The sequence below is a fragment of the Actinomyces marseillensis genome (assembly GCF_900155605.1).
GTDB classification, from domain to species: domain Bacteria; phylum Actinomycetota; class Actinomycetes; order Actinomycetales; family Actinomycetaceae; genus Pauljensenia; species Pauljensenia marseillensis.
Genome location: NZ_LT707420.1, coordinates 1,146,261 through 1,171,670, shown reverse-complemented (window position 1 = coordinate 1,171,670; position 25,410 = coordinate 1,146,261). Strand labels below are relative to the sequence as shown.

The window sequence follows — 25,410 nt, the reverse complement described above, 5'->3', positions numbered from 1 at the left end:
AATCGTTTCTTTAGCCCTTCGACACGAACCAACGCATCTTTCCAACGCCTCGATACAGCACTTGACGCAGATCGGTGGGAATCAAGCGATAAGCACCACGAATGGCAAGGTTTCGGGCAAATTGAGCATCGGAAACGATGCCTTCGTTGCGGAAGATCTTTTGCAGACGCATCTCTGAGCGCAACATGTGTCTCCCCCCACGCCTCTTATAGGCGCCCGATCCCACGCGATAACGGACCAGAACTTCAGGGGTATTCCCGCAGGGGACACCTGCAGCCACCATTCGCGCAAACAAAAGGTAGTCCTCCATCAGTTGGAGATGCTCATATCCTCCAACTGCCTCGACCGCACTCTTGCGGTACACAACTGAGGGGTGCGCGAAGGGAGAGCGGTAGGAAATGACCCGACGGATCTCTTCTTCGCTGGTCGGCATGGAACGCACAAGCCCAGCCTCGGCCTCGTCGTCACTGAATTCTTGAATCGCAGATCCCAGGAGCCCAAGCCCTCCTTCAACCAGAGGAATCTGGATCGCGAAGCGCTGAGGAAGTGAAATATCGTCGGCATCAACGCGAGCGACGATGTCGTGGGAGCAGTGCGCAAGGCCGATATTGAGCGCATTTGCCAGTCCCATATTGTGCTTGAGTCGCACGACTCGAACGTCGATGTGCCCCAGTACATCGGTTTCTTCCCCTCGCGAGGCGCGGTGAAGGAAGTCAGAAATGCCCTCGTCAACGGGACCATCACATACAACCACGAGTTGCTTGGGAGAGACCTCTTGTTCCCGCGTTGCGCTGGACACAGAACGGAAGAAAAACTCCGGCTGGTCGCCTGCATAGACAGGGAGAAGAACTGAGAAGTCACCGACTGTCATTGATGCTCCCCCTTAGAGCACTCGCGCGCCCCAGAAGAGGAACATCCGCACCCGCAAGCGCGCCGGCCCTGTTCAAGAGCAGCGACTTCATCGGCAACTTCCGTCAGATGAAGGATCTCGCTTGAGCGCAGAGGCGGACGCCATGCATCACGCAAACCCTCTCGCAGGTACTCCACAGCAGCCGAGCGATCGGAAGACGCCGCAAGCATCTTTGCCCAGCGCAGCGCGGTCGCCGCCCCAAAAGCACAGCGATCAAAGAGCCCAAAACCAGACGAGGTACCAAGCGCCCAGACCTTGTTACGAACTTCGTTGTAGAAACGCGGCCCCGGGTCGGCAGTGGAGTTTCCAAAAGTCTTCGTCCGATGCTCAACACGTGCGCCATCCACGTAAAGTCCCACCCGTCCTTTGAGAAGACGCGCGGTGTATTCAAAATCGTCATTCCACAAGAAGTAGGCGGCTTCCGGAAGCCCTTCTTCTTCAATCGCGCGGGCATCGATCATGATCGCAACGAAGGACGCAGTGCGGATCTGACGCGCACCTACGGCAGCCGCGTGTTCACGAAGCTCACGCGAGATCAAGAAGCGCTCACGAGGCGCATTCATCGGGTGCTCGCGTCCATCAATCCAATCGGCTCGACATGCCAGAACGGCCGGCGTGCCGGGGTATTCTTCGCGGGTCTGAAGCAAAACTTCGAGCGCGCTTGGAGTGGGGATCGTGTCGTCATCCATGATCCACACGAGATCGGCTCCCAAAGTCATTGCCCTGGCAATTCCGGCAGCGAAACCACCAGCGCCACCGTAGTTTTGCGGCAAGGTGACGACGTTGGAAACGACGGGGTGAGAAGCAATGAGTTGCGGAGTCTCATCACTGGACGCGTTATCAACCACAACAACGCCATCAAGAGGGCGGGTCTGAGCGGCAAGCCCGTCAAGAGTTTCACGTAAAAGTGCTGCTCGGTTCCATGCAACGACGACGGCGATGACTCGTGGATTGCTCATGAGATAAGCCTACGGGCAATTGTGAGGAAATTGCCAAGCCAAGCTCACCTGTCGTGCTATCGCTTGAGTTAGGGTGTTTGAAGAGTAAGTTTCATTGCCCCCCCCAGGAGACTTCTTCATGAAGCATTCATCTATCGCATCAATCTGTGCAGTGTCAGCACTGTTTGCGCTTACACTTGCCCCTACAACACACGCAGATTCTTCTTCCGCTTCACCATCCCCCTCCCTGTCGGTCAGCACCGCGGCCAGCGAGGCGACGCCATCAACTTCCCCCACGGCCTCGGCACACGCAACTCCTAGCGAGGCCGCGCCCACCGCAACCGCAACTACTTCAGCCCCGACGCCGCTGTCCCCTGCTGAGGTAATTCGCCAGCGCTGGCAGGACATGGGCGGAGAAAACGGAGTACTTGGCACTGCCACCTCTGAACTAGTTCCCCTGCGCGACGGCGCTTTCATTCAGTTCTACCGCGGCGGCCAAATCTACTGGACCGCTAGGTACGGCGCACACGCCTCGCGAGACGGAATCCACAGTGCCTACAGCGCACAAAAGTGGGAAAACGGCCCCCTTGGTTTCCCAACCTCTGACGAAGAGAACCAGACCATCTCGGGGATTCGCGGCGCGGTCCAAACCTATGAAAACGGCCAAATTCGTTGGAGCAGCCAGGGCGGAGCCCACCCCATCTGGGGCAAAATCCTCGGACGCTACAAAACCGCAGAAACAGAAGGCCGCTCGCTGGGCTGGCCTCTGAACGATGAGATGAAGGACGCCGCGGACGGCGGGGCATACCAACACTTCACCGGCGGCTCGATTTACTACCACCCGCGCACTGGTGCTCACAGGGTTACCGGCGGTATCCGTAATCTGTGGGAAGGCCAGGGCTGGGAACGTGGGCTCATGGGCTACCCAACAGGTGAGGAGATGCCTGCACAAAAATCAGGAGTGTCCCAAAGTTTCCAGGGAGGAACAGCATACTGGCATCCCTCCACAGGCGTGCACCTGGTGCACGACGGAATGCTCGCAGCCTATGCAAAGTTCGGATATGAAAGCGGGCGCTACGGCTATCCGCTCAGCGACGAAACTCCTTCAGCAAACGGTGGTGTTTTCCAGCGTTTCCAGGGTGGAACTGCCTACTGGCATCCAGGCTCTCAGTCCTACTTTGTTCACGGCGCAATCATGGGAGCCTACGCGGCATCTCGCTGGGAACACGGCGAACTGGGGTATCCCCTCTCAGCAGAGACACCTACAGTCAAGGGAGGTGTTATCCAACGTTTCCAAGGTGGTACTGCCTACTGGAGTCCGCGCACCGGAGCGTATGCGGTTCCTGGCGATCTTCTGGCCGAATACGGTAGGCATGGCTTCGAACGCGGTCACCTGGGTTACCCCGTCGGCCCGGCGTATTGGGAAGGTAACCTCCACAAGCAGAGGTTTGAGCACGGAATCCTTGATAACACCAATGACTTTAACGTCACCTGGGCGGGCCAGCCAAATAATTACTTCTGTGGTCCGACCAGTGGGTGGATGATCCTCAACGCGATCGGCGCGCACCACTCTGCACAGGGAACGCCACTGAGCATCAATGCCGTCGCGAGCCGCGAGTACATGAACACCGTGGGATACGGCTACACGAGCTTCCACGATCGTCGTTTCGAATACGGAATGAACCGTTGGCTGGGGCGCGACGCCTATACGACGATTCACACTCCTTCGGTCGAGCAGGTTCGCGATTCCGTGAAGTCCTCCTTCTCCAAGGGATTGCCGACCGCCGTTGATGCTCAAGAACGCCGAGGCGGCCCCCACTACAACGGTCACCCGAACTCGACCTTCTCCCACATCATGGTCGTGACCTCATACGACGCCAACACTGACTCGATGCGGATTGCCGACCCGGGAGTCCACTACCTCTGGGGCGGCGAGGAACAGTTCTGGTACCACCTCCCCTCCTTCACTCAGAATTTCCTCCAAACTGAGGTTGAGCGTGACGGACGCGAACACATTGGCATCTACAGTGCCCGCTAAGTCAGTGCTTTCCCTTCATCGCCGAGGCCGCACCACCCTGCGTTGCTTTGCTTTCCTCAGCGCCTGCGCTCTTCTCGTCCTCGGCAGCTGCGCAAGTGGAGGGAGAGGGGATTTGTCGACCTCGGCGAGCGCGAGTGTGTCGCCTCGTCAGATGGATGGTGTCTTCGAGCCTCTCGTTGCTCAGTCCGCACTGGAGGATCCCCGCGAAGGTGTATGCACAGATCTCTCTCTTCCTTTTGATCTTGTTGCGATGCACGCGAGCGATCAGCCATGCGAATTGTCTCCATCGGGACAAAGTCAGGGAGCTTCCGTAGAAGAGAAATGGACATTGGGCGGGGATTTCCGGCAAATTCCTTCTCTTCCCATCGACGGCTCCCAGGTTTTTGGGTCCTCAACACATGACCCGAGCGACCTGTACTCCTACAAGCCAGCGATTCTTTCCCCGCAAGGGACACGCGAGCTCTCGCCGGATTTACTTCGAGAAAACGGCAACTACGTTGAACCCCTCGACGGGACGCAGAGCGGTCCGTGGATTACTTTCCTCGGACGTCAAGTTTCTTCGTCCTCAACCGGAGACCACCAAGAGGACAATGTCTTTGCCCCGTGGACGATTTACTCCTGGAATATGGACGAGCAACGTCTGCATACCGTGATGACGTGGTCGGATCTTCCCGCTCATAGCCCCCGGAGCTCAGGTGAGCTGCCTCCTGTCAGCGATGGGACACATGCGTTTTACGGCGCAAAGGTTTCAACTGATCACGGAGATTACTCACTGATCGTCACTCAGGGCCTGGACGCTTCAACGAGCTCCAACAAACCGCAGATTCTTCTCTTTGGGGCCTACCCCGCGGTCTCTGAGCAGGGGCTCAGCGTGGTTGCTACTCCAAAGGATTCACCGCTCCCCTCTCGCGTTGCCACGCTCAGCGGAACTGATTTCTCAAAGGTCACCACACACTTCGACCTGAAATCACAGGAGTATCGAATCAGCGGACTCTACGCGAACGGAGATCACCACGCTGCCCTCGTCACCCCCTCAAAAACTTCTTCCGCAGCCTCGTCCTACCTCGGAGTCTGGGACAGCAGCTCCGCCGACTATCCCACGCAGTGGATCATGGTTGATTCCCGAACTCCTTGGGTTTCTATCGGTGAAGAGGCGATCGCATGGGGTGCGGGATCTCAGGCGAATAACGCGCAGATGTACCTGCGTCCGTGGGAAAGCGGCCAGATTACGCGCCTTGGAGAAACCCCCGGATATTCACGCCCTGTCATCGCTGCGCAGGGACGAGCAGTCCTTATTCCTTCCCTCACCGCCACGGGTGCCGTTGAGTGGAAACTTGGAGAATTCGCCGAAAAATAGCGCGCCCTTTCGTCAAGTAACGATATGATAAACGCGATGAGTACTCCACAATCACGCATTGCGCGACCGATTGCTCACTCGGCAACGCTCCCCTTTAAGAGCGGTGCGGCACGAGTGATTTCTTTGGTTGCCTTCTCCTGCGTCCTCCTGCTGGTTTCCACCGCTTTCTTCATTTATCGCGATTTCGGCAACCAGCTTGCGTCAAACTCCATCAATACCCAGGGTCTGGGCAACGCGAACTCCACCGAGACCGCCGCACCTTCGGATTCTTTTGAGGGCCGCCCCGTCAATATCCTCGTCTCTGGAATTGACTCACGTCAGAACCAGGGTGATGACGCCAATGGTGATGCTGCGGAGCTTTCATCAATTCACTCCGATACGACCATGCTCATGCACATTTCCGCAGATCGCACGCGGGTTCAGGTTGTATCAATTCCCCGAGATCTCATCACGGATATTCCTGCATGTAAGCGCTCAGATGGCACGGTTTCTTCCGCCTACACCGGAATGTTCAACTCTGCTTTTTCTACCGGTTCGAATGACACTGATATCGCAGGCGGCATCGCTTGCACCGAGGCGACCACGGAACAGTTGACCGGCGTGAACATTGACGGCTTTGTCGTCGTTGATTTCCACGGTTTCCGAGGCCTCATCGATGCTTTGGGTGGGGTCTGGTTCGACATCCCCGAAGACATCGATGATTCCCGCTCGGACTTGCACGTGCAAGCCGGATGTCAAAAACTCGACGGTAAAACCGCCCTGGCCTACGCCCGTACGCGTTATGCCGTGGGTGACGGTTCAGATTTGGGCCGTATTTCGAATCAGCAAAAACTGGTCGCGGCGATTATGCGTGAATTGCTCGCCAAGAACTTCGTGTCGGATCTTCCTTCGCTCTTGTCCTTCACCAAGCAGGGACTGTCCGCACTCCAACCTTCACAAAACCTGTCGAATATCAACACCGACGTGGGTCTTTTGCTCTCCCTGTCCTCGATTGACCGCGCGAATATTCAGTTTATTACCTCGCCGAACCAGTACTCCCCCGTTGACCCCAACCGCGTCATCAATCTGGAGCCACAGTTCAGCCAGGCCTGGGAGGCAATCCGCAAGGATCAACCTTTCCCCGCTGCAATTGAGTTCACCAACGGTAGTGGCCAAGAAGGCCAGACGAATGCCTCGCCGAGTGCCTCGGCCTCGCCTTCTGAGGGCAGCTCCGCGTCTGCTTCGGCTACTCCAAGTACGTCACCCTCGGCAAGCGCCTCTGCAAGCGCAAGCCCCACTGCAGCTTGCCCGGCGGAACGCTGATGACGCAGCCGCCTTCTTTTCAGCCCGACCCCTCACGTAGGCGCCCGCGCCTTTCCGAGGTTCAGAACCCGTCTGCGCACAGCGAAGACGAGGACGTCGTTTCCCCCGGAGTCGAAGAATCTGCTCCCCGCGCAGCGTCCGAAGAAACGGTTATGCCACCGTCTTTTGCACCGCGCGCCAAGCGAGTAGCCTCGGCACCGAGCTTTACGCCGTCTTCTCCTGCAGCACCCGAGCGCTCAGTGACGCCGCTCAGGCCTCAATTCCAGCCTGTTCAAGCACCTCCCAGCGCTCCGATAAATACGCCTGCCTCCCCGCGGCCTCGCCGAAAGAAGAAGCGACGCTGGCCACTGGTGACGCTCGTCGTGATTCTCCTGATCGCTGCGTGGCCCACCTATCTCCTTTTCGACGCAAATTCGCATCTCAAGCGAATCGACGCCCTTTCCGGCGCCGCGGGCACCTCGGGAACCACCTATCTTCTTGCTGGCTCTGATTCGCGCAGCGATGGCTCAGTTCCAGACGACACCGAAGGACAACGCGCGGACTCAATCATGCTGGTCCACGTTGCTCCCAATGGGCAGACCAGCAATATTTCACTCCCCCGAGACACCTACGTTGAAATCCCGGGATACGGGTGGGACAAACTCAACGCAGCCTATTCCTACGGCGGTCCCACACTCCTCGTACAAACCGTTGAGCAACTCACGGGACTGACAGTCGACCACTACGCAGAGATCGGCATGGGCGGGGTTTCCAACATCGTCGACGCTGTCGGCGGAGTGAACCTCTGCTACGACCTGACAGTCAATGACGAGCGCTCCGAGCTCAATTGGGAAGCGGGCTGCCACGATGCCGATGGCAAGACCGCTCTTGCCTTTGCGCGTATGCGCTATTCCGATCCGCTCGGTGACATCGGACGCGCTCAGCGCCAGCGCCAGGTCGTCTCGAAGACCGTATCGAAGGCCACGCAGCCGGCAACATTGCTCAATCCTTCGAGCGCTTTGCGCGTCGAGCGTGCGGGAGCATCAGCCTTTACCGTCGATGAAGATTCTTCTGTCCTCGATGTCGGCAAACTGGTCTTGGCTTTCCGCAGTGCTCAAAACTCCGGAATGACCGGCGTTCCTCCAATTGAGGACTTGGGATACTCGACCTCGGCGGGCAGTGCTGTCCTCTTGGAAGACACGACCGCCCCAGATTTCTTCGCTAAGCTCCGCGCGGGAACACTGACGAAAGACGATCTCACTCCTAAGCTCTGAGTGTGCCGAGACACCGCCTAGGCTTCGTTGTGAGTCTTCCACAGCGTGAATGCAGCCAAGGAAATCGAGTCTTGAAGTTCTCCTGAGACGATCATCGAGTGCAGTTCATCGAGGCTCACCCATCGCAATGCGTCGACTTCACCATCGTTCTCGCCGCGTGTCTGCTCGGGCACGGTGCAAGCAATGACCTCGATATGCCCGCCAAGAATTCCAGAATCGGGATAGATCTGGCCGAGGGACATACCCTTTTCTCCATGAAAGCCGGTTTCTTCAAGGAGCTCGCGTAAGCCGGTTGCAATTCCATTTGCATCGCTTTCTTCGCTCATTCCGCGCGGGAACTCCCACAGGTCACGTTCAATCGCGAGGCGACGTTGGCGAACAAGTGCGAAGGCACCCTGATGATTGCGCGCAACAACCACGGCTCCGGCCTTTTCTCCGCCAATCATCACCCGATGCATTCGAGGGGTCGCATCGTTTCCTTCCACCCACAGGGGGAAGCTTTGTGCATGCCACAGCTGCGTCCACTGCATCTTGTGCCCTTTCGTATGCGTCAAGCGCTTTCTATGCCTCGGCCAAACGAATTTCCGACATCATCCGCGAGGGGCGAAGTTCAAGCAGTTCACGGATATCCGAATATGGGAAGGAAGCGAGGAAAGCAATCCCCGTCCACATGACATTCATCCAGAAGCTATCTGGACCAAACCAACCCGCATCGTGCGCCGTCAAAATGAAAGCCAACGCCGTGACCGCGAGGCAGCGAAGCACGCCGCCCATCACTCGTTTACGCCATTCACGAGGCTCGATAGCGAACTCGCGAATGAAAAGAGCAAGGGAACGCCAGGAATTACGCGTCAAGCGTTTCGCGCGAATTTCTTGCGCGGGAGACGTGCCCGCGGCAGCATTGAGTTCCTTCTGGGCTTCCCGGGCCCGCTTTGTCATGGGGTGTATCAGAACTCGCTGGTATTGTTCGGGCATCAACGTCGCCATGGCCTCGGTAATCTCACCATTGACGCTCAAGCCGCGTGCCGCACCGACTTCGCGAAGTACTTGTTTGCTCAATGCGACGCCAAGGTTCGCAAGGGTTAAACGCGCATTATCGAGCAAGCGCGCACGCCACATCTGACCCCGACTGAGCGGGCGCACGCACATTCCCCACTGCCGTTGTGCGCGCGTTTCTGGATCATCATCGCCCGAGTCGGTCGCAATGATGGTAAAGCTCATGCGCGAGCTCGGTGCGTCAAGAAGAGCAAGTCTTTTCCGTGTCGCAGCGTCCTCGTAAAGCAAAGAAAACCAGCGCAGCGCGCAGCGCGCATGCGGAGCAGTTAAGCAACGCCGGTAAACCTGTCCGCCGGGAACGGCGAGGTCCTGCGGTGCAGCATTGTTCATCCAGTGAGCAAGCAGAGCGACGACGTCTCCCCTGCGAGCCGGGCGGGCGACATGTCCCCCGTTGCTGCGTATCCATTCTGGGAGCCAGGCTCGAAGAGTCAGAGCAATCGAGCGGGCCTCTGGATCTTCGAGGTCTTCGATCCTGCCGTGACGCTCCCAAAACTCTATTTCTTCGACGCTGGGAGTCTGAGGCCACGAGATCAGGTGTACCCGCAGGGATTCCATCGCGCTTTGCCACTGGTCTCTTCCGGTTGCTACCAGCACCTCAGCCTCGCGCCTACGGCGAGGGAGGCGAACATACGCTGGATAGGAACCGATGTCCTCTGAGTCGCATTCCTCAAGGTCCGCGAGCAGAGTGCACAGTTGAGCGCGACGAGCCGAGGCCACACTCGCCTCGGTGTCGCCCGAAGCGTTGAGGGCAGCATAAGCGGCCGAGACGAATGTTTCACTTTCAACTCTGCTGCGTTGAAGGGCAATCCATTGCGCTCTCTCCTGAGCATCCCCCGGACGGGCAAAGCCACCCGCGGGTGGAGTTGGCGCCTCGCAACCCACGACTAAGGGAAGATCCTGAAAGCGTGGGATACCCAAGGCCTCGGCAATCCCATCGGGGCCAAGCGAAAGGAAACAGATGCCGTCAAGGAGTTGATTGCGATCAACGTAGACGTAATCCGCACTCAAGAGCGCCATCCGCAGCTTCATGATGAAGCGATGGATGGCCGCTTCTGGTCCGAAGCGACGCCAAGCCATCGCCTGCTCAAGTGAGTCGAAATCACTGATCGATACGGTCGATGCAGTCCAGTTCACGCGGGCAGGCGATTGGAGGCCGTTGGCGTCAGGCATTGTTCACGACTGAGTCGGAACTTTGATTGCGCGAGGACCTGCCTGCCATGCATCCCATGCCGACTGAAGAATCTCGGCCACGCCATAGTTGGCCTTCCAGCCCAAATCCACCGCGATCGACTGCGGATCTCCAATGAGCATCGGCGGATCACCGGCGCGACGGTCAAGTTCGTCAACTGGGAAATCCCAACCGGATACGGCGCGCAGCCCGTCGATGATTTCACGAACGGAGGTTCCAAGTCCGGTACCAACGTTGAATTGACGGTGCGCGGGAACGCCTCGGCTGAGAGCATCTAGAGCATAAATGTGCGCGTCTGCCAAGTCCTTGACGTGGATGTAGTCACGGATACACGTGCCATCATCAGTCGGATAGTCAGTTCCGAAAATCTTCGGGTTTTCGCCGCGAGCAAGGCGGTCCAAAACCATCGGAACCAGGTTCAAGCACGCGGGGTCCGCCAGGTCATTCCATCCGGCTCCGGCGACGTTGAAGTAGCGCAGGCCAATCCAATTCAGTCCCCACGCACGTTCAGCATCAGCCATCATCCACTCACCGATGAGCTTGGTTTCACCGTAGGGATTAATCGGTTTCTTCTCGATATCTTCGGGGATCACCGGGACAGGAGGCATGCCGTAGACGGCTGCGGAGGAGGAGAAGATCATGTTCTTCACTCCGGCCTCTTCCATCGCCAAGAGCACGTTGGCCAGACCACCGATGTTCTGGCGGTAGTACCACGCCGGACGCTCGACAGATTCTCCGACCTGCTTTTGTGCAGCAAAGTGAATGACACCGGTAACGTCTTCGTCGATCATTGCCTGGGTCAGCTTCGGGAGTGCTTCATCGCGAGCAACATCGACCTTGATCAGGGTTGCGTCGCCAATGCGATTCGCGGCCCCAGTGGTCAGGTTGTCGACGACAACAACCTTTTCGCCTCGTTCCAGCAGAAGACGGACAACATGCGCGCCGATGTAACCGGCGCCTCCGGTAACAAGAATGCTCATGTTGTTCAGTGTACGGCAATTAAAAGCGTCGCGAGCGTCGCCCCATGGAAACGAGAGCGCCTTCGGGCATGATGCGCCCGGGATCATAGGTTGCAGGAATCGCCGCTAATGAGACAGTGAAAAGTGGCGGGACAGTGCGCGAAAGTTCAATGCGCCCGCCCATCGTTTCGATCAGGTCCTTTGCCAGAGCCAATCCAATACCGCTCGATCCGTGTCCGGAGACGCCATTTTCGAAAATATGCGGGGCCAAGTCGGCCTCGACTCCTTCTCCTTCGTCTGAGACTTCGATGACGACTCCGCGATTATTGGCGCTATTGCGCGCATGAACCCACGTTGTTCCAGCGCCGTATCGCAGAGAGTTTTCGATCAGAGTTGCCAAAACCTGGGCGATCTTTGCCTCGTCAGCCAAGATCGGAGTCCCCGCTTCATCGGTGAATCGCAGTACTCGACCGGCCTTTTCGAAGGCTTCTTCCCATTCTTCACGCTGGGTATTGAAGACCTCGAGGACATCGATTGCCTCTGTTGCCGCGGATTGGCGCTTGTTCGTATCCAACAGTTCGGTGACGACGGTGGTTAGTCGTTCAATCTGTTCAAGGCAGGAACGGGCTTCTTCTTGGACTTCTTCTTCCGTTGAAATCATTTCGATTTCTTCGAGGCGCATGGACAGTGCCGTCAGTGGAGTACGCAGTTGGTGCGAGGCGTCAGCAGCTAGCTGGCGCTCAGCTGCGAGCCGCCGCGCCATTTTTTCACCAGTGCGCTGAAGTTCTTCTTGGACGAGGTCAATCTCTTCGATTCCTGAAGGTTTCACACGCGCGCGGACCTGACCTGATCCGATTTGTTCTGCCTGTGCAGACAGGTAGATCAACGGAGCGGATAGGCGCCTTGAAAAACGCGAGGCCAAGGCCCATCCAACTGCCAAGGAGACAACGATTCCTAAGAAAAAGAGCCCGTTAACCTGAGCGATTCCCCGGATCGCGTCTCGCGCTGACACAGTGATGGAGACGCGCACTCCATTGGCTGACCACGCAGTGCGAGAAATCGTGAGTCCTCGCAGAGGCTGGCCGACTGTGATGGGAGTGGGAGTTTGGGGCAGAGTGACTTCCACATAGGTGGGGCCGCCACCTGTCACCAGTGTTTGCGCCCAAGCACGCGCATAGCTTTCGGATAATCCGCTGCTTGCCATGCGCCGATCGAGGGCGCTTTGAACAGTCTGAACACGAGCGTCCAATGCGCTCGTCTGCGCATTCCAGACCAAGATCGACGAGGCGATGGCGCCGGGAACTCCCAGCAGCAGTGCCACAACTGCAACTGCGGTGACAATCATTCGCGCAGCGCGTTTACGCATAGCGAGCCCTTGATCTAGGCGGAAGGCTTTTCGAAGCGGAAGCCCATTCCACGAACGGTCGTGATATAGCGCGGTGATGCAGCGTCATCTCCGAGCTTGCGACGCAGCCACGAGACGTGCATGTCGAGGGTCTTGGTTGAGCCACTCAGACCATTCCCCCACACTTCGCGCATGAGAGTATCGCGGGGCACAACGTTTCCGGCTTCACGCACCAAAACGCGCAGGAGTTCAAATTCCTTTGCGGTAAGAGAGAGTTCAACACCGTTGACGTATGCGCGATGTGCTGCAACATCGATACGAACGTCTTGGACGACCAGATCACCATCAGCAACTTCTCCACCACCACGGCGAAGAAGGGCGCGCACGCGAGCCAGCAATTCTGCAAGGCGGAAAGGCTTCGTCACGTAGTCGTCAGCTCCAGCATCGAGGCCGACGACCATGTCCACCTCGTCTGCGCGAGCAGTCAGAATCAGGATCGGAACAGCACTGCCGGAAGAACGGATCTCCCTGGCGACGTCCAAACCATCCATATCGGGCAATCCCAGGTCAAGAACAACCAAGTCAATGCCATCAAGATCTTCAAGTGCACTCCGGCCGTGATCGTGCGCACGCACATCGTAGGTCTCTCGCGCGAGAGCACGAGTCAAGGGGCCAGCGATAGCCGGGTCATCTTCAACGAGAAGCACTGTAGTCACGGTAATAGCATACCGGATTTCAGGTATTTCTTGTAGATTTCTTGACCAAAATGGGATGAAATCACAAGATCAGGTAAAACACCTTAAGACAGCGTCTTAGCGACGATATGTCAGCAAATAGGGTGAAATCGTTCCAAAACCCCGCAACGTCGCACTTGGGAACTCTTCAACGTCATATTCCATTCCCGCTTTACCCGCAGCGATTGCGGCCGCAGTTGTGGGATCCATCAAGATTTTGCCAACAGGAGCAATATCCACCAATCGAGACGCCAGGTTCACCGTCGGCCCAAAAACGTCGCCCGAACGAGAAAACACATCGCCGCGCACGAATGACGCGCGCACGGGAAGCATCTGATCATCAGCTCCAAGCTGCTCAATCAAAGACACGGCAACTCTAAGCCCCGTCTCCAAGTCATCTGCGATGTACATAACCGCATCGCCGATCATCTTGACAACGCGTCCGCCAGCATCGGTGACTGCATCTCTGGACAATTGCTCAAAGCGGCCGATGAGATCGACGAGCTTCCCGCCGAGAATCGCCGACGAAGACGTGTAGGAGACCATATCGACGAAGCCCAAGGAACGGTTGAGGGGGAAACGAGGCTGCAAGCCCTCATGGCCGCGAGTCGAAATTTCATGATCCATTCGTTTAAGAAGAGCATCCAACTGACGTCGCCATGAGTGACGCAAGACGTCTTCAAGGACGTCAACGCGCTCTCGGATATGGTCGAGGACATACATGCGCGCAGCCGTATCATCGAGGCCAAAGCGACGCATCGTATCTTCAACAAGCGCTTCAACCTGCCACAGGCCAAGGCGATCGGCTAGGTGAGAGTTCGCACGAAGAAGAGAACGCGCCGTTGCAGTATCAATCGCACCTGAAGCCATAAATCTCGACCACTGAAGGAAGAGCTTCGCATCATTTTCGGTGAAGACTTTTTCTTCGCTTCGCGGGGAGGGAAAGCCCATTGCGACCCAAAAATCCCGCACTTCCTCAATAGTCACGCCCGCCATGGAGGCAACGTCTTCAATCGTAAGCGTTTGCGGGCCACCCAAAAGCGAAGATGTGTTGGTATGCACGGTCGAAAAATCGCGAGTGTTTCCTACGTCGTCCTTCACATCTTCCTCCACAGGTGTGGTCTAACACACATTATTCTAGTGAAGAAAACCTCCTCCTGCACGAGAAAATGCTGAGTATGCAGTTTGTCTTAGCCTCACAATCCCCCGCCAGACTCCGAATTCTTCGAGAAGCCGGTATCGATCCCATCGTCTGCGTCTCCGAGGTCGACGAAGATGCAGTCCTCGAGGCTCTCCCCCACGCCAGCGCCGAAAAGAAAGTGCGCGCCCTAGCCACAGCGAAAGGCCACTGCGTAGCCTCGGCAATCGTGGAGGGAAGGATTTACGTTCCCGAAGCAGGCAAGCTCCCGCGAGAATGCGTCCTGGTCGCTTGCGATTCAATGCTGGAATCCGGAGGCAGACTGCTGGGCAAACCCCACGATTCTCAAACTGCATTGACAAGAGTCAAAGAACTGTCGATGTCCCAAGCAACCCTGTGGAGTGGACACTACTTGGTCCACCTACGCGAAAACACTGCAGGGTGGGAGATTCTTGCAAATAGTGCTCACAGTTGCTCAACCCAGATCTGTTTCGGGGCGATTAGCGAAGAAGAAGCAGCCGCATACGTTGCCTCAGGTGAACCTCTAGAAGTCGCCGGATCTTTCACGATCGACGGCCTCGGCGGAGCCTTCGTCGAAGAAATCCACGGCGACCACCACAACGTTATCGGTATTTCAATCCCGCTCGTGCGCACCATGATGGCGGACTTGGGCCTCAAATGGACCGATCTATGGGAGCACTGGAACCCACAGGCCTCGAACTAATCTAAACAATCGGCTCCGCGACCAGGCGCTGGCAAGCCGCCGCAATACGTTCATCGCTCGCGGTCAACGCGATGCGTACAAAGCCCACCCCGGCCTCGCCGTAAAAGTCGCCGGGGGCGACAACAATGCCGCGCTTGGCAAAAGCACCAACGAGGTCCCAAGAGTTCATGACGCCACGCGGGTCGCGCACCCACAGGTACAGGCCCGCAGCGGAGTCGCCGTCACGCTCCAAACCGGTAGCCGCGACCGCGTCGACAAGCTGGGCTCGGCGGCGCGCATAAATCTCACGCTGCGTCTGGACATGCTCGGTATCCCCCAAAGCACACTGCATTGCCGCTTGGACAGGCGCGGGCACCATCATTCCGGCATGCTTGCGAACCTCAACGACGGGAGCCACAAGCTTCGGATCCCCGTACATCAATGCTGCTCGGTATCCGGCCACGTTTGATTGCTTCGACAGGGAATACAGCACGATCAAAGAACTGGGGTCCCCATCGCACACGCGCTCATCCAAAAGTGAAGGAACGCCTTGACTCACATAGGGTTCTTCCCATGCCAAGGCCGCGTAGCACTCGTCCGAAATAACGATGGCATCGTTGCTTCGCGCCCACCGAACAACCGCTCGAAGCTGCTCAAGTGAAAGGACGTGCCCATCAGGATTCCCCGGGGAATTAAGCCAGACAAGCTGCGCCTGCGGCCAAGAATCCGGGTCCGTGGGATCCACCGGAATGGCAGTGGCGCCTGCCAAACGAGCACTGATGTCGTAGGTCGGATACGAGGCCCGCGGGAAAAGGACAGTGTCGCCAGGGCGCACGCCCAGAAGGAATGGCAGCCACGCGACAGCTTCCTTCGATCCGATTGAGGGAAGAACTCCCGTCACTCCCACGTCCACCATATTGCGACGCTTACCCCAATCAAGGATTGCACGGCGAAGCTCGATGCTTCCGATCACGGTCGGATACCCCGGAGCGTCCGAGCTGTCCTTAAGCGCATCTTGGATGAGCTCAGGCGTTGGATCGACCGGCGTGCCGATAGAGAGGTCACACACTCCATCGGCATGCTCATTCGCACGTTTACGGTAGGGCGCGAGCTTATCCCAAGGAAAGTCGGGAAGATCAAGCGGACGCGGAAGACGACTCATTTACTTGTCCCAGTCCTCGTTTTGCGGAGGAAGGGCACTAATCCACGGGACATCGAAGGACTGAGGACCTGTCTTCTGTGCACCGCCGGGAGAACCCAGGTCGACAAAGAAGTCAGCATTTGCCTGCAAGTAGTCAGACCATTCGCCGGGCAGGTCGTCCTCGTAGAAAATTGCCTCGGTCGGGCACACCGGCTCACAGGCGCCACAATCCACGCACTCATCGGGGTGGATGTACAAGGTGCGCTCCCCCTCGTAAATGCAATCGACGGGACACTCATCAACGCATGCCCGGTCCTTGACATCAACACAGGGCTGGGCAATGACGTACGTCATGTATTCCTCCTTGGACTGGGTCCGACAAACAGTTCATTCTATTATCGCCAACATGACACATGACGCGAATCCCGAGCACTTTTCAGCTGATAGTGGGCAAATTTTAGGCGCTCCCCCCAGCGAGGCGAGCCCGGGTATTACGCCACACCATTCGCACGCAATTCCAGGCAACCCCAGCGCCGAGGCCACCGCTGCTCCTGCGGGAAACGAACAGTTAGCGGCAGCGATCGCCCGTTTACCCTGGATGCGCCTTGAGCTCGGCTCGCGCGTGGTGGTCCGCTACCGCTTGGAAGATGGACTCCACGACGCCCTTGGGATCTTGCTCGAAAAGGCACCGACTCACGTGGTCATTGACACCAGGCGAGGCCGCGTGAAGGTAGACGCGCGGACCATGGTGACCGGCAAGCAGGTCCCTCCCCCGCCACAGATTTAAGGAAAAGCCCCACGCGAGCTATTTCTCGCGCGGGGCAAACCTTTTGCTGATCAGTCCTTGTTCTGACGACGCTCACGCGCAGCGATCTTGAAGCGTTCCTGCGCATCCAGAACGACCTTGCGCACGCGCACCGCCTCGGGAGTCACCTCAACGCATTCATCATTCGCGGCGAACTCAAGGGATTCTTCCAAAGTCAGCTTTCGCGAAGGTGTCAGCGACTCATACACATCAGCGGTCGCGCTACGCGTATTCGTCTGCTTCTTTTCGCGGCAGATATTGACATCCATATCCTCGCCGCGGGGATTCTCGCCGACAACCTGGCCTTCATAGACCTCTGAACCGGGCTCAACAATGAAAGAACCGCGCTCTTGGAGGTTCGTCATAGCGTAGGGCGTTGCTTGTCCCGCACGGTCTGCAACAAGCGAACCGGTGAGGCGCTGTTCGATCGCGCCCTGCCAAGGTGCATAGCCTTCGGCAATAGACGAAGCAATACCCGTTCCGCGAGTTTCCGTCAGGAAGCGCGTACGGAAACCAATCAGACCGCGAGCAGGAACAATGAACTCCAAGCGAATCCAGCCCGAACCGTGGTTCGCCATCGTTTCCATGCGGCCCTTGCGCTGGGCCATGAGCTGAGTGACCGATCCCAGGTATTCCTCGGGAATGTCGATAGTCATACGTTCCATCGGTTCAGAGCGCACGCCATCAATGGTTTTGGTGACGACCTGAGGCTTACCAACGGTCAGCTCGAAACCCTCACGGCGCATCTGCTCGACCAAGATTGCCAAAGCAAGCTCGCCACGCCCTTGGACTTCCCATGCATCGGGGCGCTCGGTGGGAAGCACGCGCAGCGAAACGTTACCGACGAGCTCGCGATCAAGGCGGTCTTTCACCTGGCGAGCGGTGACCTTTGCTCCCTTGACACGGCCGGCCATGGGCGAAGTGTTAATTCCGATCGTCATGGAGATTGCCGGATCATCAACGGTAATCAGCGGCAGAGGACGCGGATCATCGAGATCGACCAGAGACTCACCGATGGTGATGTCTTCAATACCTGCGACTGCAACGATATCGCCGGGTTCGGCACTTTCAGCCGGGATTCGTTCGAGGCCTTCAGTTCGAAGCAACTCGGTGATGCGAACGGGCTTAATGCTTCCATCGTGGCGAGCAAGTCCGACGGTTTCACCCTTGCGCAATGTTCCGTTGTGGATACGCAACAGCGCGAGTCGTCCCAAGAATGGAGAGGCGTCCAGGTTCGTCACATGAGCCTGAAGGGGTGCGCCTTCTTCGTACTCGGGACCGGGGATGCGGTGAAGAATCGTTTCAAAGAGGGGCTCGAGGTCCTCGGTGGGGATATTGCCGTCACCGGGGTTGGTCAGCGAAGACTTTCCGGCCTTTGCCGAGGCGTAAACAACCGGAACGTCGAGCAGGGAATCCACATCTGCGTCGACGCCTTCGCTCATCAGATCTTCGGCCAGAGCAAGAAGAAGGTCCTGCGTTTCAGAGACAACCTCTTCGATGCGGGCATCGGGGCGGTCAACCTTGTTGACGACGATGACGACGGGAAGTTGCGCTTGAAGAGCCTTACGCAAGACGAAGCGGGTCTGCGGGAGCGGGCCTTCGGAAGAGTCAACCAACAAAACGACACCGTCAACCATGGACAGGCCTCGTTCAACCTCGCCACCAAAATCGGCGTGCCCGGGAGTATCGATCACGTTGATAACCACACCGCCTTCGAGGCACAGCTTCTGGGCGGCGGGGCCACGGTAGTGAACCGCGGTGTTCTTGGCCAAGATCGTAATGCCCTTTTCGCGTTCCAGATCACCGGAGTCCATGACGCGTTCGCCGGTTTTTTCTACCGTATCGCGCTCATTGAACGCGCCTGACTGCCACAGCATGGCGTCGACCAGAGTAGTTTTGCCGTGGTCAACGTGTGCAACAATCGCGACATTACGTAGATCTTCGCGGATGGTCATAAGACTCCCTATTACTTACCGATTCGCTTCCACAGAAAGCTTATCGCCGTTTTTTCAGAATTCCCTTCTCCGAGGGACTATGTGTGAGGCGTTACTCGCGCTATCCTTGTCCAATGGCAAACCGACGTGTCTATCGCGCCAGCAATGACCGCTGCGACGCAAGTTTTTCAGATTCCGGTGCTCAATTCCTTGAATGGACCCCTGCGGGCACCGAGCCGGTACTGTGGCTCTCCGAGCGTTCCCTTCCGTGGGCATCGACGCCTGCACGAGGCGGTGTCCCGATTTGTGCACCGTGGTTCGGCGTTGCGACTGCTTCTTTGGCAGCACCCGGATCCGAGGCTCAAAATCACGGCTTCTTAAGGAATGCAACGTGGGAACTGGTTGAACGCACTGATGACAGTGCGATTCTTTCCTTCACCTATGCTCCGACGACAAAGACGGAGATGGCGAAGTTCCCGCATCGTTTTACTGCTCAGCTTCATGCCACCTTCGGGGAGCATCTTCATCTGGCGCTCACAATGACGAACGCCGATGAGGAAGCTTTCTACGTGGACGAGGCCTTGCACCCCTACTTCAACGTCTCAGATGTCCGCGAGATCAGCGTTGTGGGACTCGACGGAGCCGAACAGCTGTGCACGGTGACAAATGAGCACTCTGTTCAAGAAGGCGACGTGACCTTCACTCAGGGACGGGTTGACTCGATCTTCGATTTCGCGGGGACCGTTTCAATCCTTGACCCGGGTTTTGGCCGTCGTATCGTCATCGAGAAGGAGAACTCGGCGTCGACCATCGTGTGGAATCCCGCCGAGGCTAAGGCTGCAGATATGCACCACGAGGACTGGAAGCACTTCGTGTGTGTTGAGGTGGGTAACGTCCGCCAAAATGCCGTCTTCCTCCAGCCGGGCCAATCGCACACAATTTCCCTGACAATCACCGTAGAAAAACTGAACTAGTACCTACCCATAGGTAGCTGAACCGGCTGTCGTGGCCGCTAGAGTCCAAAACGCTCTGCGAGCCACGGCAGCTGGTCTTCAAATGCTGCCTTCCAGACTTTCCAGCTGTGTCCCCCCGGGTATGAGCGTGTGTCAACCGTCATTCCCGAGGCCTTGGCCGCCTCGTCGACTTCAATCAGGCCTTCTTTAAACGATGTATCGTCGCTCCCCCAGGAAATAATCCCTGCGGTACCGTCATAGCGACGGGTTTTCATCACCTGCACAGGGTCATTCGCAGCATAGAGTTCGCGACTTCCGTCAAAACCTTCAGAAATGGTTCGTTCCTCAGTACCCAACTGGGGGTGGGCCTCGCCAGACATATCAAGGAAACTGCGATAAGTCTGGGGAGCGCGGGTGGCTACTTGAAGAGCACAGGTTCCACCAGAGGACAATCCGGCAATTGCCCATTGACCGGCGTCTGTTGAAACAGGGAAATTTTCCCGCAACCACTTCGGGACATCCACTTCCAGGTAGCTTGCGACTTTCCCGTGAGAGGTATCCGAGCACAGGGGATTCGCTGTCTGACTTCCAAAGGCATCGACAACCGCGACGATTGGAGCACGCCCCCCTCTACTTGCGGCGAACTGCTCCATGGTTTGAGGAAGCTTACCCAAGACCAACCAATCTTGGGGAGTGCCAGGTTGACCAGTGAGCAGAGTAATCACAGGAAGAGTTGCCTGCGGATCGGCAAAATAGGACGGCGGGAGATACACGAGGGCCTGGCGTGGCTTGAACACTGAATCCGAAGAAGGAATACCAACACGGACCACCGCTCCCTCGGCGATACGTGCACTCTGCGCTTCTTCATCGGGATTCTTCAACTCATCCCAGGAAATGGTGCGCACTCCCCCGCCCACGACCTCGGCCATGGTCGGATAGGCCTCGAAGTGATAATTGATTCCCAAAGCTGCGCCAACAGCAATCAGTAACCACGCGCACAGCGCAGCACAGAAACGCCGCAACCATTGCTTGCGTCTGGTCAAGCCAGCAAAAACCATCACTGCAGCAACTAAAGCTGGCGATGCCCACAGCCATGTCACTCGCCCCAGTCCTTCTGCAACGGGATGCCAGACATGCTCAACAAGTTGGTGGACGACCACCACAAGGATGACGCCCATGACAACACTCATCGAACGCGCCTTGATCGACAGCGGACGCATGACTTTCAGCCAGATCCAGACAAGGCTAGCCGCGATCAATGCTGCACCGACAAAGGGAATCCAGACACGCAGGAGTGGGACATAGTGAAGGATGCTAATCACGAGAAACCAGCTTTGCAGCCAAGGAGACGGCACTTGCTGCACTCATTCCAGGCAGATACGCGTGAGCAATTGCCAATCCGACAGCGGGAGCCTGCGCGATATCGGGAATCGCGAGGTATAGGGGAACAAAACGAACTTGGAACTTTTTCTTGTAGGCAAGAAGCGAACGGAAGCCGTAAACGGGCTCCATGGCATTACCCATGACATCCAATACCGGAGCGAATGCGAAGTGAGAGTCACGCAAGTCTTCTGGCTCTTCACACTGGCCCGACTCGGCCAGGGGCGCACCGGAGAGGGAAATGAACTGTAGTCCTTCTTCTTGTGCAAGGAGGGCAGCTTGACCGATGAGAAAATCAATGGCCAGACGGAAGCCTTGATCGTCTCGCCGCATCACGTCCAGAGTCAATCCAATGACGCTGCCCTTCGAGTGGACAGGCATCCATGACGTTACTGCGTGAATATGCTCTTCTTCATCGACCGCAAGCAAGAGACGTGTCTGAGGATCATCAAGTTCGCGCAAACCACCTAGGGTGAAGCCCATTTCAGGAAGAGCCTTCTCATCAGCCCACGCTTGGCAAATCGCCTGGATTTGCTCCTTCGAGGCCTCGTCAAGATCCGGGTAAGACGCCCACTGTGCACGGATTCCTTCACGCTTGGCATGGTTGAAGGCAGTCCTCACGTCTTGGAACTTCTTCCCCTTAAATTCGAGATCTCCCAGGTCGATAATTGCTTCTTCAGCGACCTTGACCGTTGACCAACCTAAGCGGTGCGCTTCTTTGGCCCACTCTTCATGGACTGAGTAGAGGGCGGGAATAAGAGAGGCGTCAGTCGCGAAAGTCGCAAACTCCGAAATCGCAGAGGAGATGTGTTCCTCATCGGCGCTGCACTGCGTGAGAGTTAAGGCCACACCGGATTCTTGGCGGTAGGAAACACCGCAGGTGCGATCGGGACTCATCCACGTTGAGTTTCCTTGCCAAGTGAGCATCCATCCCAAGGAACCCGCGCCCTGCGATGTGACCAGAGACAGGAGCTTGTCTTGTTTCTCGTCGTTCACATCAACCGGGGCCAAAAAGACCTTCAACAAGCTCACAGAAGTGATGACCCACACCGCAACGGGAATCCAGACGGTTGCAGTCGCCGCCGCCACTGTCGTCGCATACAAAGGGGTGTCAAAGAGCCATTGCGCGCCGGCGGGGGCATATGCGGCCAGATACGCTTCAAGAAGATTCAGCGGGGTGGCATCAGGAACAAAGTAGTAGGGCATCGACATGCCAACGACAAGGGCGACAATACCTCCCGCAAGGAAAGAAACAAGGGAGATGATCCCCGCGCGCTTCCAGCGAGACTTTGGCGCGCGAACTTGGAAGGCAGAGGCATTCCACGCGGTGAGCAGCATTGCTGTCAACGGGAAGGCCACGCCAACCAAGAGCTTCATTGTGGGAATATTGACGGCGAAATATCCCTCAGGAACTTCCTCTGCACTACCCGAAATCGATGCCAAGAAGAGGATCGTCTGGGCAACGCCGATGACACTCAGCGCACCTTGAAGAATTATCGTTCCCACCCAAGCTCCACGGCGGCCTCGGAAGAGTCCAAAGGCGAGCACCAACTGCACAAGGAAAGGAATCGAAGCAAGAACGACAGGGGCGTAGAGCATCAGGGAGTTGCCATATACCTCCTTCAAACACCTCATGGGTGCCTCATTTTGCTGGCACAGGGCCCACATGTACTGCTGCTCGGCAAGCTCGGGAGAAAAAGCCGCGCGATCAAAGGCCAAAAGCCCATGGCTTGTAAAAGTCCAGATGGCATTGACCGCACCGAGAGTGTAGGCGGTGATGACCAGGGGGATCACGTGGCGAACGGGATCGCCGATTCCCAGCATTGAACGATTCCTCGTCGACCAACCAATCGCAAAGCCACCGACCAAGCAGCCGGAAACGAAAGCGAAAAGTCGGGCCAGCGAGCCTGCACTACTGCTAAAGGCGAAAAGCGCAAGGAGGATGACAAGGACACCGATACGCGTGCGCCATGCCCACAAGCGGTTCATCTTTGCACTGGCGGTCCCTAAAGCGGAGATCAAGATGAGGACGGAACCGCTCACCGGGCCGCTGACCATGGGAAATGCCCAATTTAACGAGGCGCTATGAGCTAGGGCAGCGCAGGCCCACAATCCCGCGAGTGATAGCGGAAGTGAAACGACGGCCGAGAGTGCCCAGACTTTTGAGCCAAGGAAGCGTTCAAGTAGTCCGCCAACGATGAGCATCATGAGGATCAGGTTGATCATGATGCCCGTTGAAGGAGCCCACAAAACAGTGGTGAAGGTGTGAAGGGGTTGAACGTGTCCGCCCTGAGCAGCAAGATCGTGCATCCACCTCGCGCGAGTCAGGTGCGACGCACAGGCGGCAATCAGCATGAGAAGTGAGAGGAATACAGAACATGGAGCGGTTCGCAGCCACTGTCCAAGGATGCGTACCAATTCGCTCCACCGGTGCGCAATGCGAGTAGAAAGCGATACGACTGTATGTTCGCCGCTCCTTGCGGATGGGCTTGAACTCACTGGAACTCCTTCGCAGGCAGAGGAACGCCCTGCTCCTCCCGAATTCGATCTTAGAACAGTGCTCCGACAGCTCAACTCGAAGTCCCTCATTTCAGGGTTCAATCAGGGATATTTCCGGGTCAATCCCACATTGAAGAGCGCTGCTGCCAGGATTCCACGTACACTGTGTCACGGCTCAACCCGGGAGAGGAACAACATGGGATTGCGTAAGGCATTGGCTCATTTGGTCATGCGAGTATCGCGCTGGACTTTTACGCCCGGGCATCCTCTTCCCGAGCGCTGCGTCGTTTTGGGAGCACCCCACACTTCGAATTGGGATGGCTTCTACATGGTTGTTGCCATGTGGGCGTTGCAACGTCCCTTCTATTTTTTGGTGAAAAAGAACCTCACGGACGTGCCCGTGATTGGCCGTTTTGTTCAGGCAATTGGTGGGATCCCCGTCGACCGCGAAAATCCCGGCCACTTGGTGGAGCGAGTCATCGCTTTAGCCCAGTCGAGTGAAACTTTTGTCCTTGTCATTGCTCCCAAGGGCACGCGTTCTATTCGTCCCTATTGGAAGTCTGGTTTTTATCGCATCGCTCAGGGTGCGAATTTGCCTGTGGTCCCCGGATTCATCGATGGCGGGCAACGCCGCTATGGCTGGGGAGCCCCTATCGAGCTCAGTGGAAATCAGAGCAAGGATATGGATGCTATCCGCGCGTTTTATGCGGGAATTATTGGGATTCATCCCGAGAAGACCTGCGTTCCTCGTCTGCGCAGTGAAGAGGCGGGGAGCTAGTTTTTAGCCGCGGTGGAGGCGGCACAATGTCATGACGAGTTTCTCCACCGCTCCTTCGGGGTCCTTCGACGCGCCTTTTGTGTCTTCGTCAGCTTGAGCAATTGCAGTGATTGCCGAGGCCAGGGCAGGGTCAGGCCATGAACGCAGTTCCCTGCGTGCATGCTCGGCTTGCCACGGAGACATCCCAAGGTTCTTCCGTCCCGCGGGTGCGGAAACTTTCGCCATCGCCCGGAATTTCATTGCGATTGCCGCAACCAGTTGAGCGGGAGCGCTTCCCGTCGCATATGCGTGCCTGACCAAAGTCAGTGCCTGTGCACTGCGTCCGCCCACGATTGCATCGGCAACTTCGAAGCTCGTTGCCTCGACTCGCCCGGAGTAGTAGCGGCGAACCGCCTCATGAGTGATGGTCCCCTGGACGTCGCTCAGCAATTGCGCAACAGCTGCCGCGAGTGCACTGAGGTCGTTCCCTAGCGCATCGACCAATGCCTGCGCGGCTTCTGTTTCAATTTTTCGGTGTGCGTTGCGTACATCGGAGCGAACAAAGTCCAATTTATCGCGATCATTTTTCAGCGGTTCTGCCGCAATCACCGGGAATCCGGCTTTCGCAATTGCATCGAGGAGTTTCTTTCCTCTGGCGTTGCCGCCCGGGTGACGCAGGAAGATCCATACATCGGCGGCGGGTTGGCTCAGGTATGCCTGCAGGTCGGTGGCAAGGGCATCCGTCATGTTCTCCAGGTCGGAGATGATGATCATCCGACTTTCACCGAAAAGAGAAGGCGAGGTGAGAACGTCCAGTTGGCCTGCTTGGTAGCTTCCCGCGGGAAGATCTGTCCGCTCAAGGCTGGGATCGACTTCGTGCGCGAGGCGTCGCAGCTCGCTCAGCGCTCGATCTGCAAGTAAGCTTTCGCTGCCCTTGATTAAGACAACGGGAGCAAGGCGAGGGGGAACCGGTGCTGCCTGAGTCTTCGCTGCCATAGGCCGCTCTCCCCTTCCGTGTC

At 57.2% G+C, this 25,410-nt stretch carries 22 protein-coding genes; 8 read left to right on the top strand and 14 right to left on the bottom strand.

What is annotated here, in order from left to right:
• Positions 1-10 precede the first annotated feature (10 nt).
• The gene (locus BQ8011_RS05140) at positions 11-871 is read right to left on the bottom strand and encodes a glycosyltransferase (RefSeq protein WP_072455407.1); all 861 of its coding nucleotides are present in this window, start codon (positions 869-871) and stop codon (positions 11-13) included.
• On the bottom strand, positions 868-1,869 hold the full coding sequence (locus BQ8011_RS05135; protein ID WP_072455405.1) for a glycosyltransferase: 1,002 nt from the start codon (positions 1,867-1,869) through the stop codon (positions 868-870). Before BQ8011_RS05135 ends, BQ8011_RS05140 begins: the two co-directional genes overlap by 4 nt.
• A gap of 118 nt (positions 1,870-1,987) precedes the next feature.
• On the opposite strand from BQ8011_RS05135, the gene BQ8011_RS05130 reads away from it, so the two are divergent.
• Genes BQ8011_RS05130 through BQ8011_RS05115 form a run of 4 tightly spaced genes read left to right on the top strand, consistent with a single transcriptional unit; the run spans position 1,988 to position 7,798 of the window.
• On the top strand, positions 1,988-3,886 hold the full coding sequence (locus tag BQ8011_RS05130; protein ID WP_072455403.1) for a C39 family peptidase: 1,899 nt from the start codon (positions 1,988-1,990) through the stop codon (positions 3,884-3,886).
• Between the two features lie 4 nt (positions 3,887-3,890).
• Positions 3,891-5,243 carry a hypothetical protein gene (locus BQ8011_RS05125; protein WP_234952148.1) on the top strand — a complete coding sequence of 451 codons (1,353 nt, stop codon included), beginning with the start codon at positions 3,891-3,893 and terminating at the stop codon, positions 5,241-5,243.
• 36 nt (positions 5,244-5,279) lie between these two features.
• Positions 5,280-6,545, top strand: coding sequence for an LCP family protein (locus tag BQ8011_RS05120; protein WP_072455401.1), 1,266 nt, complete (start codon positions 5,280-5,282; stop codon positions 6,543-6,545).
• Positions 6,545-7,798 (top strand): LCP family protein, encoded by a 1,254-nt coding sequence (locus BQ8011_RS05115; protein ID WP_072455399.1) that lies wholly within the window; start codon positions 6,545-6,547, stop codon positions 7,796-7,798. Before BQ8011_RS05120 ends, BQ8011_RS05115 begins: the two co-directional genes overlap by 1 nt.
• Before the next feature lie 17 nt (positions 7,799-7,815).
• Here BQ8011_RS05115 and BQ8011_RS05110 read toward each other — a convergent pair whose 3' ends face one another.
• From BQ8011_RS05110 to BQ8011_RS05085, 6 genes are all read right to left on the bottom strand, one after another.
• Entirely contained in the window at positions 7,816-8,328 is a 513-nt protein-coding gene (locus BQ8011_RS05110; protein ID WP_072455397.1) for an NUDIX hydrolase, read from the bottom strand.
• 31 nt (positions 8,329-8,359) lie between these two features.
• The gene (locus BQ8011_RS05105) at positions 8,360-9,988 is read right to left on the bottom strand and encodes a hypothetical protein (protein ID WP_234952147.1); all 1,629 of its coding nucleotides are present in this window, start codon (positions 9,986-9,988) and stop codon (positions 8,360-8,362) included.
• Between the two features lie 39 nt (positions 9,989-10,027).
• Entirely contained in the window at positions 10,028-11,023 is a 996-nt protein-coding gene (gene galE, locus BQ8011_RS05100) for a UDP-glucose 4-epimerase GalE (protein WP_072455393.1), read from the bottom strand.
• A gap of 19 nt (positions 11,024-11,042) precedes the next feature.
• Positions 11,043-12,368 carry a sensor histidine kinase gene (locus tag BQ8011_RS05095; protein ID WP_072455391.1) on the bottom strand — a complete coding sequence of 442 codons (1,326 nt, stop codon included), beginning with the start codon at positions 12,366-12,368 and terminating at the stop codon, positions 11,043-11,045.
• 14 nt (positions 12,369-12,382) lie between these two features.
• Complete coding sequence (locus tag BQ8011_RS05090) at positions 12,383-13,063, bottom strand: response regulator transcription factor (RefSeq protein ID WP_072455389.1); 681 nt, start codon at positions 13,061-13,063, stop codon at positions 12,383-12,385.
• A gap of 96 nt (positions 13,064-13,159) precedes the next feature.
• The gene (locus BQ8011_RS05085; RefSeq protein ID WP_052040902.1) at positions 13,160-14,182 is read right to left on the bottom strand and encodes an adenylate/guanylate cyclase domain-containing protein; all 1,023 of its coding nucleotides are present in this window, start codon (positions 14,180-14,182) and stop codon (positions 13,160-13,162) included.
• A gap of 77 nt (positions 14,183-14,259) precedes the next feature.
• Between BQ8011_RS05085 and BQ8011_RS05080 the strand changes: the two genes are divergently transcribed.
• The gene (locus BQ8011_RS05080) at positions 14,260-14,943 is read left to right on the top strand and encodes a Maf family protein (RefSeq protein ID WP_072455387.1); all 684 of its coding nucleotides are present in this window, start codon (positions 14,260-14,262) and stop codon (positions 14,941-14,943) included.
• Position 14,944: 1 nt separating this feature from the next.
• On the opposite strand, the gene dapC is transcribed toward BQ8011_RS05080, so the two are convergent.
• Together dapC and fdxA are read right to left on the bottom strand one after the other, a co-directional pair.
• Positions 14,945-16,084: a succinyldiaminopimelate transaminase gene (dapC, locus tag BQ8011_RS05075; RefSeq protein ID WP_072455385.1), complete on the bottom strand. Its 1,140-nt coding sequence runs from the start codon at positions 16,082-16,084 to the stop codon at positions 14,945-14,947.
• Entirely contained in the window at positions 16,085-16,417 is a 333-nt protein-coding gene (gene fdxA, locus BQ8011_RS05070) for a ferredoxin (RefSeq protein WP_034502787.1), read from the bottom strand.
• 52 nt (positions 16,418-16,469) lie between these two features.
• Between fdxA and BQ8011_RS09165 the strand changes: the two genes are divergently transcribed.
• Entirely contained in the window at positions 16,470-16,850 is a 381-nt protein-coding gene (locus BQ8011_RS09165) for a putative acetyltransferase (RefSeq protein WP_231945270.1), read from the top strand.
• A gap of 50 nt (positions 16,851-16,900) precedes the next feature.
• Here BQ8011_RS09165 and typA read toward each other — a convergent pair whose 3' ends face one another.
• Complete coding sequence (gene typA, locus BQ8011_RS05060; RefSeq protein ID WP_072455383.1) at positions 16,901-18,823, bottom strand: translational GTPase TypA; 1,923 nt, start codon at positions 18,821-18,823, stop codon at positions 16,901-16,903.
• Between the two features lie 113 nt (positions 18,824-18,936).
• Between typA and BQ8011_RS05055 the strand changes: the two genes are divergently transcribed.
• Positions 18,937-19,776 (top strand): D-hexose-6-phosphate mutarotase, encoded by an 840-nt coding sequence (locus tag BQ8011_RS05055; RefSeq protein ID WP_072455381.1) that lies wholly within the window; start codon positions 18,937-18,939, stop codon positions 19,774-19,776.
• Positions 19,777-19,814: 38 nt separating this feature from the next.
• On the opposite strand, the gene BQ8011_RS05050 is transcribed toward BQ8011_RS05055, so the two are convergent.
• On the bottom strand, positions 19,815-21,077 hold the full coding sequence (locus BQ8011_RS05050) for an alpha/beta hydrolase (RefSeq protein ID WP_072457660.1): 1,263 nt from the start codon (positions 21,075-21,077) through the stop codon (positions 19,815-19,817).
• Positions 21,070-23,634, bottom strand: a complete 2,565-nt coding sequence (locus BQ8011_RS05045; protein WP_072455379.1) for a bifunctional lysylphosphatidylglycerol flippase/synthetase MprF — start codon at positions 23,632-23,634, stop codon at positions 21,070-21,072. Before BQ8011_RS05045 ends, BQ8011_RS05050 begins: the two co-directional genes overlap by 8 nt.
• Before the next feature lie 196 nt (positions 23,635-23,830).
• Here BQ8011_RS05045 and BQ8011_RS05040 point away from each other — a divergent pair, with 196 nt between their 5' ends.
• Entirely contained in the window at positions 23,831-24,412 is a 582-nt protein-coding gene (locus BQ8011_RS05040) for a 1-acyl-sn-glycerol-3-phosphate acyltransferase (RefSeq protein ID WP_034502781.1), read from the top strand.
• A 3-nt stretch (positions 24,413-24,415) separates the two neighbouring features.
• Here the strand turns inward: BQ8011_RS05040 and holA are convergent, their stop codons facing one another.
• Complete coding sequence (holA, locus tag BQ8011_RS05035; protein ID WP_072455377.1) at positions 24,416-25,387, bottom strand: DNA polymerase III subunit delta; 972 nt, start codon at positions 25,385-25,387, stop codon at positions 24,416-24,418.
• Positions 25,388-25,410 lie beyond the last annotated feature (23 nt).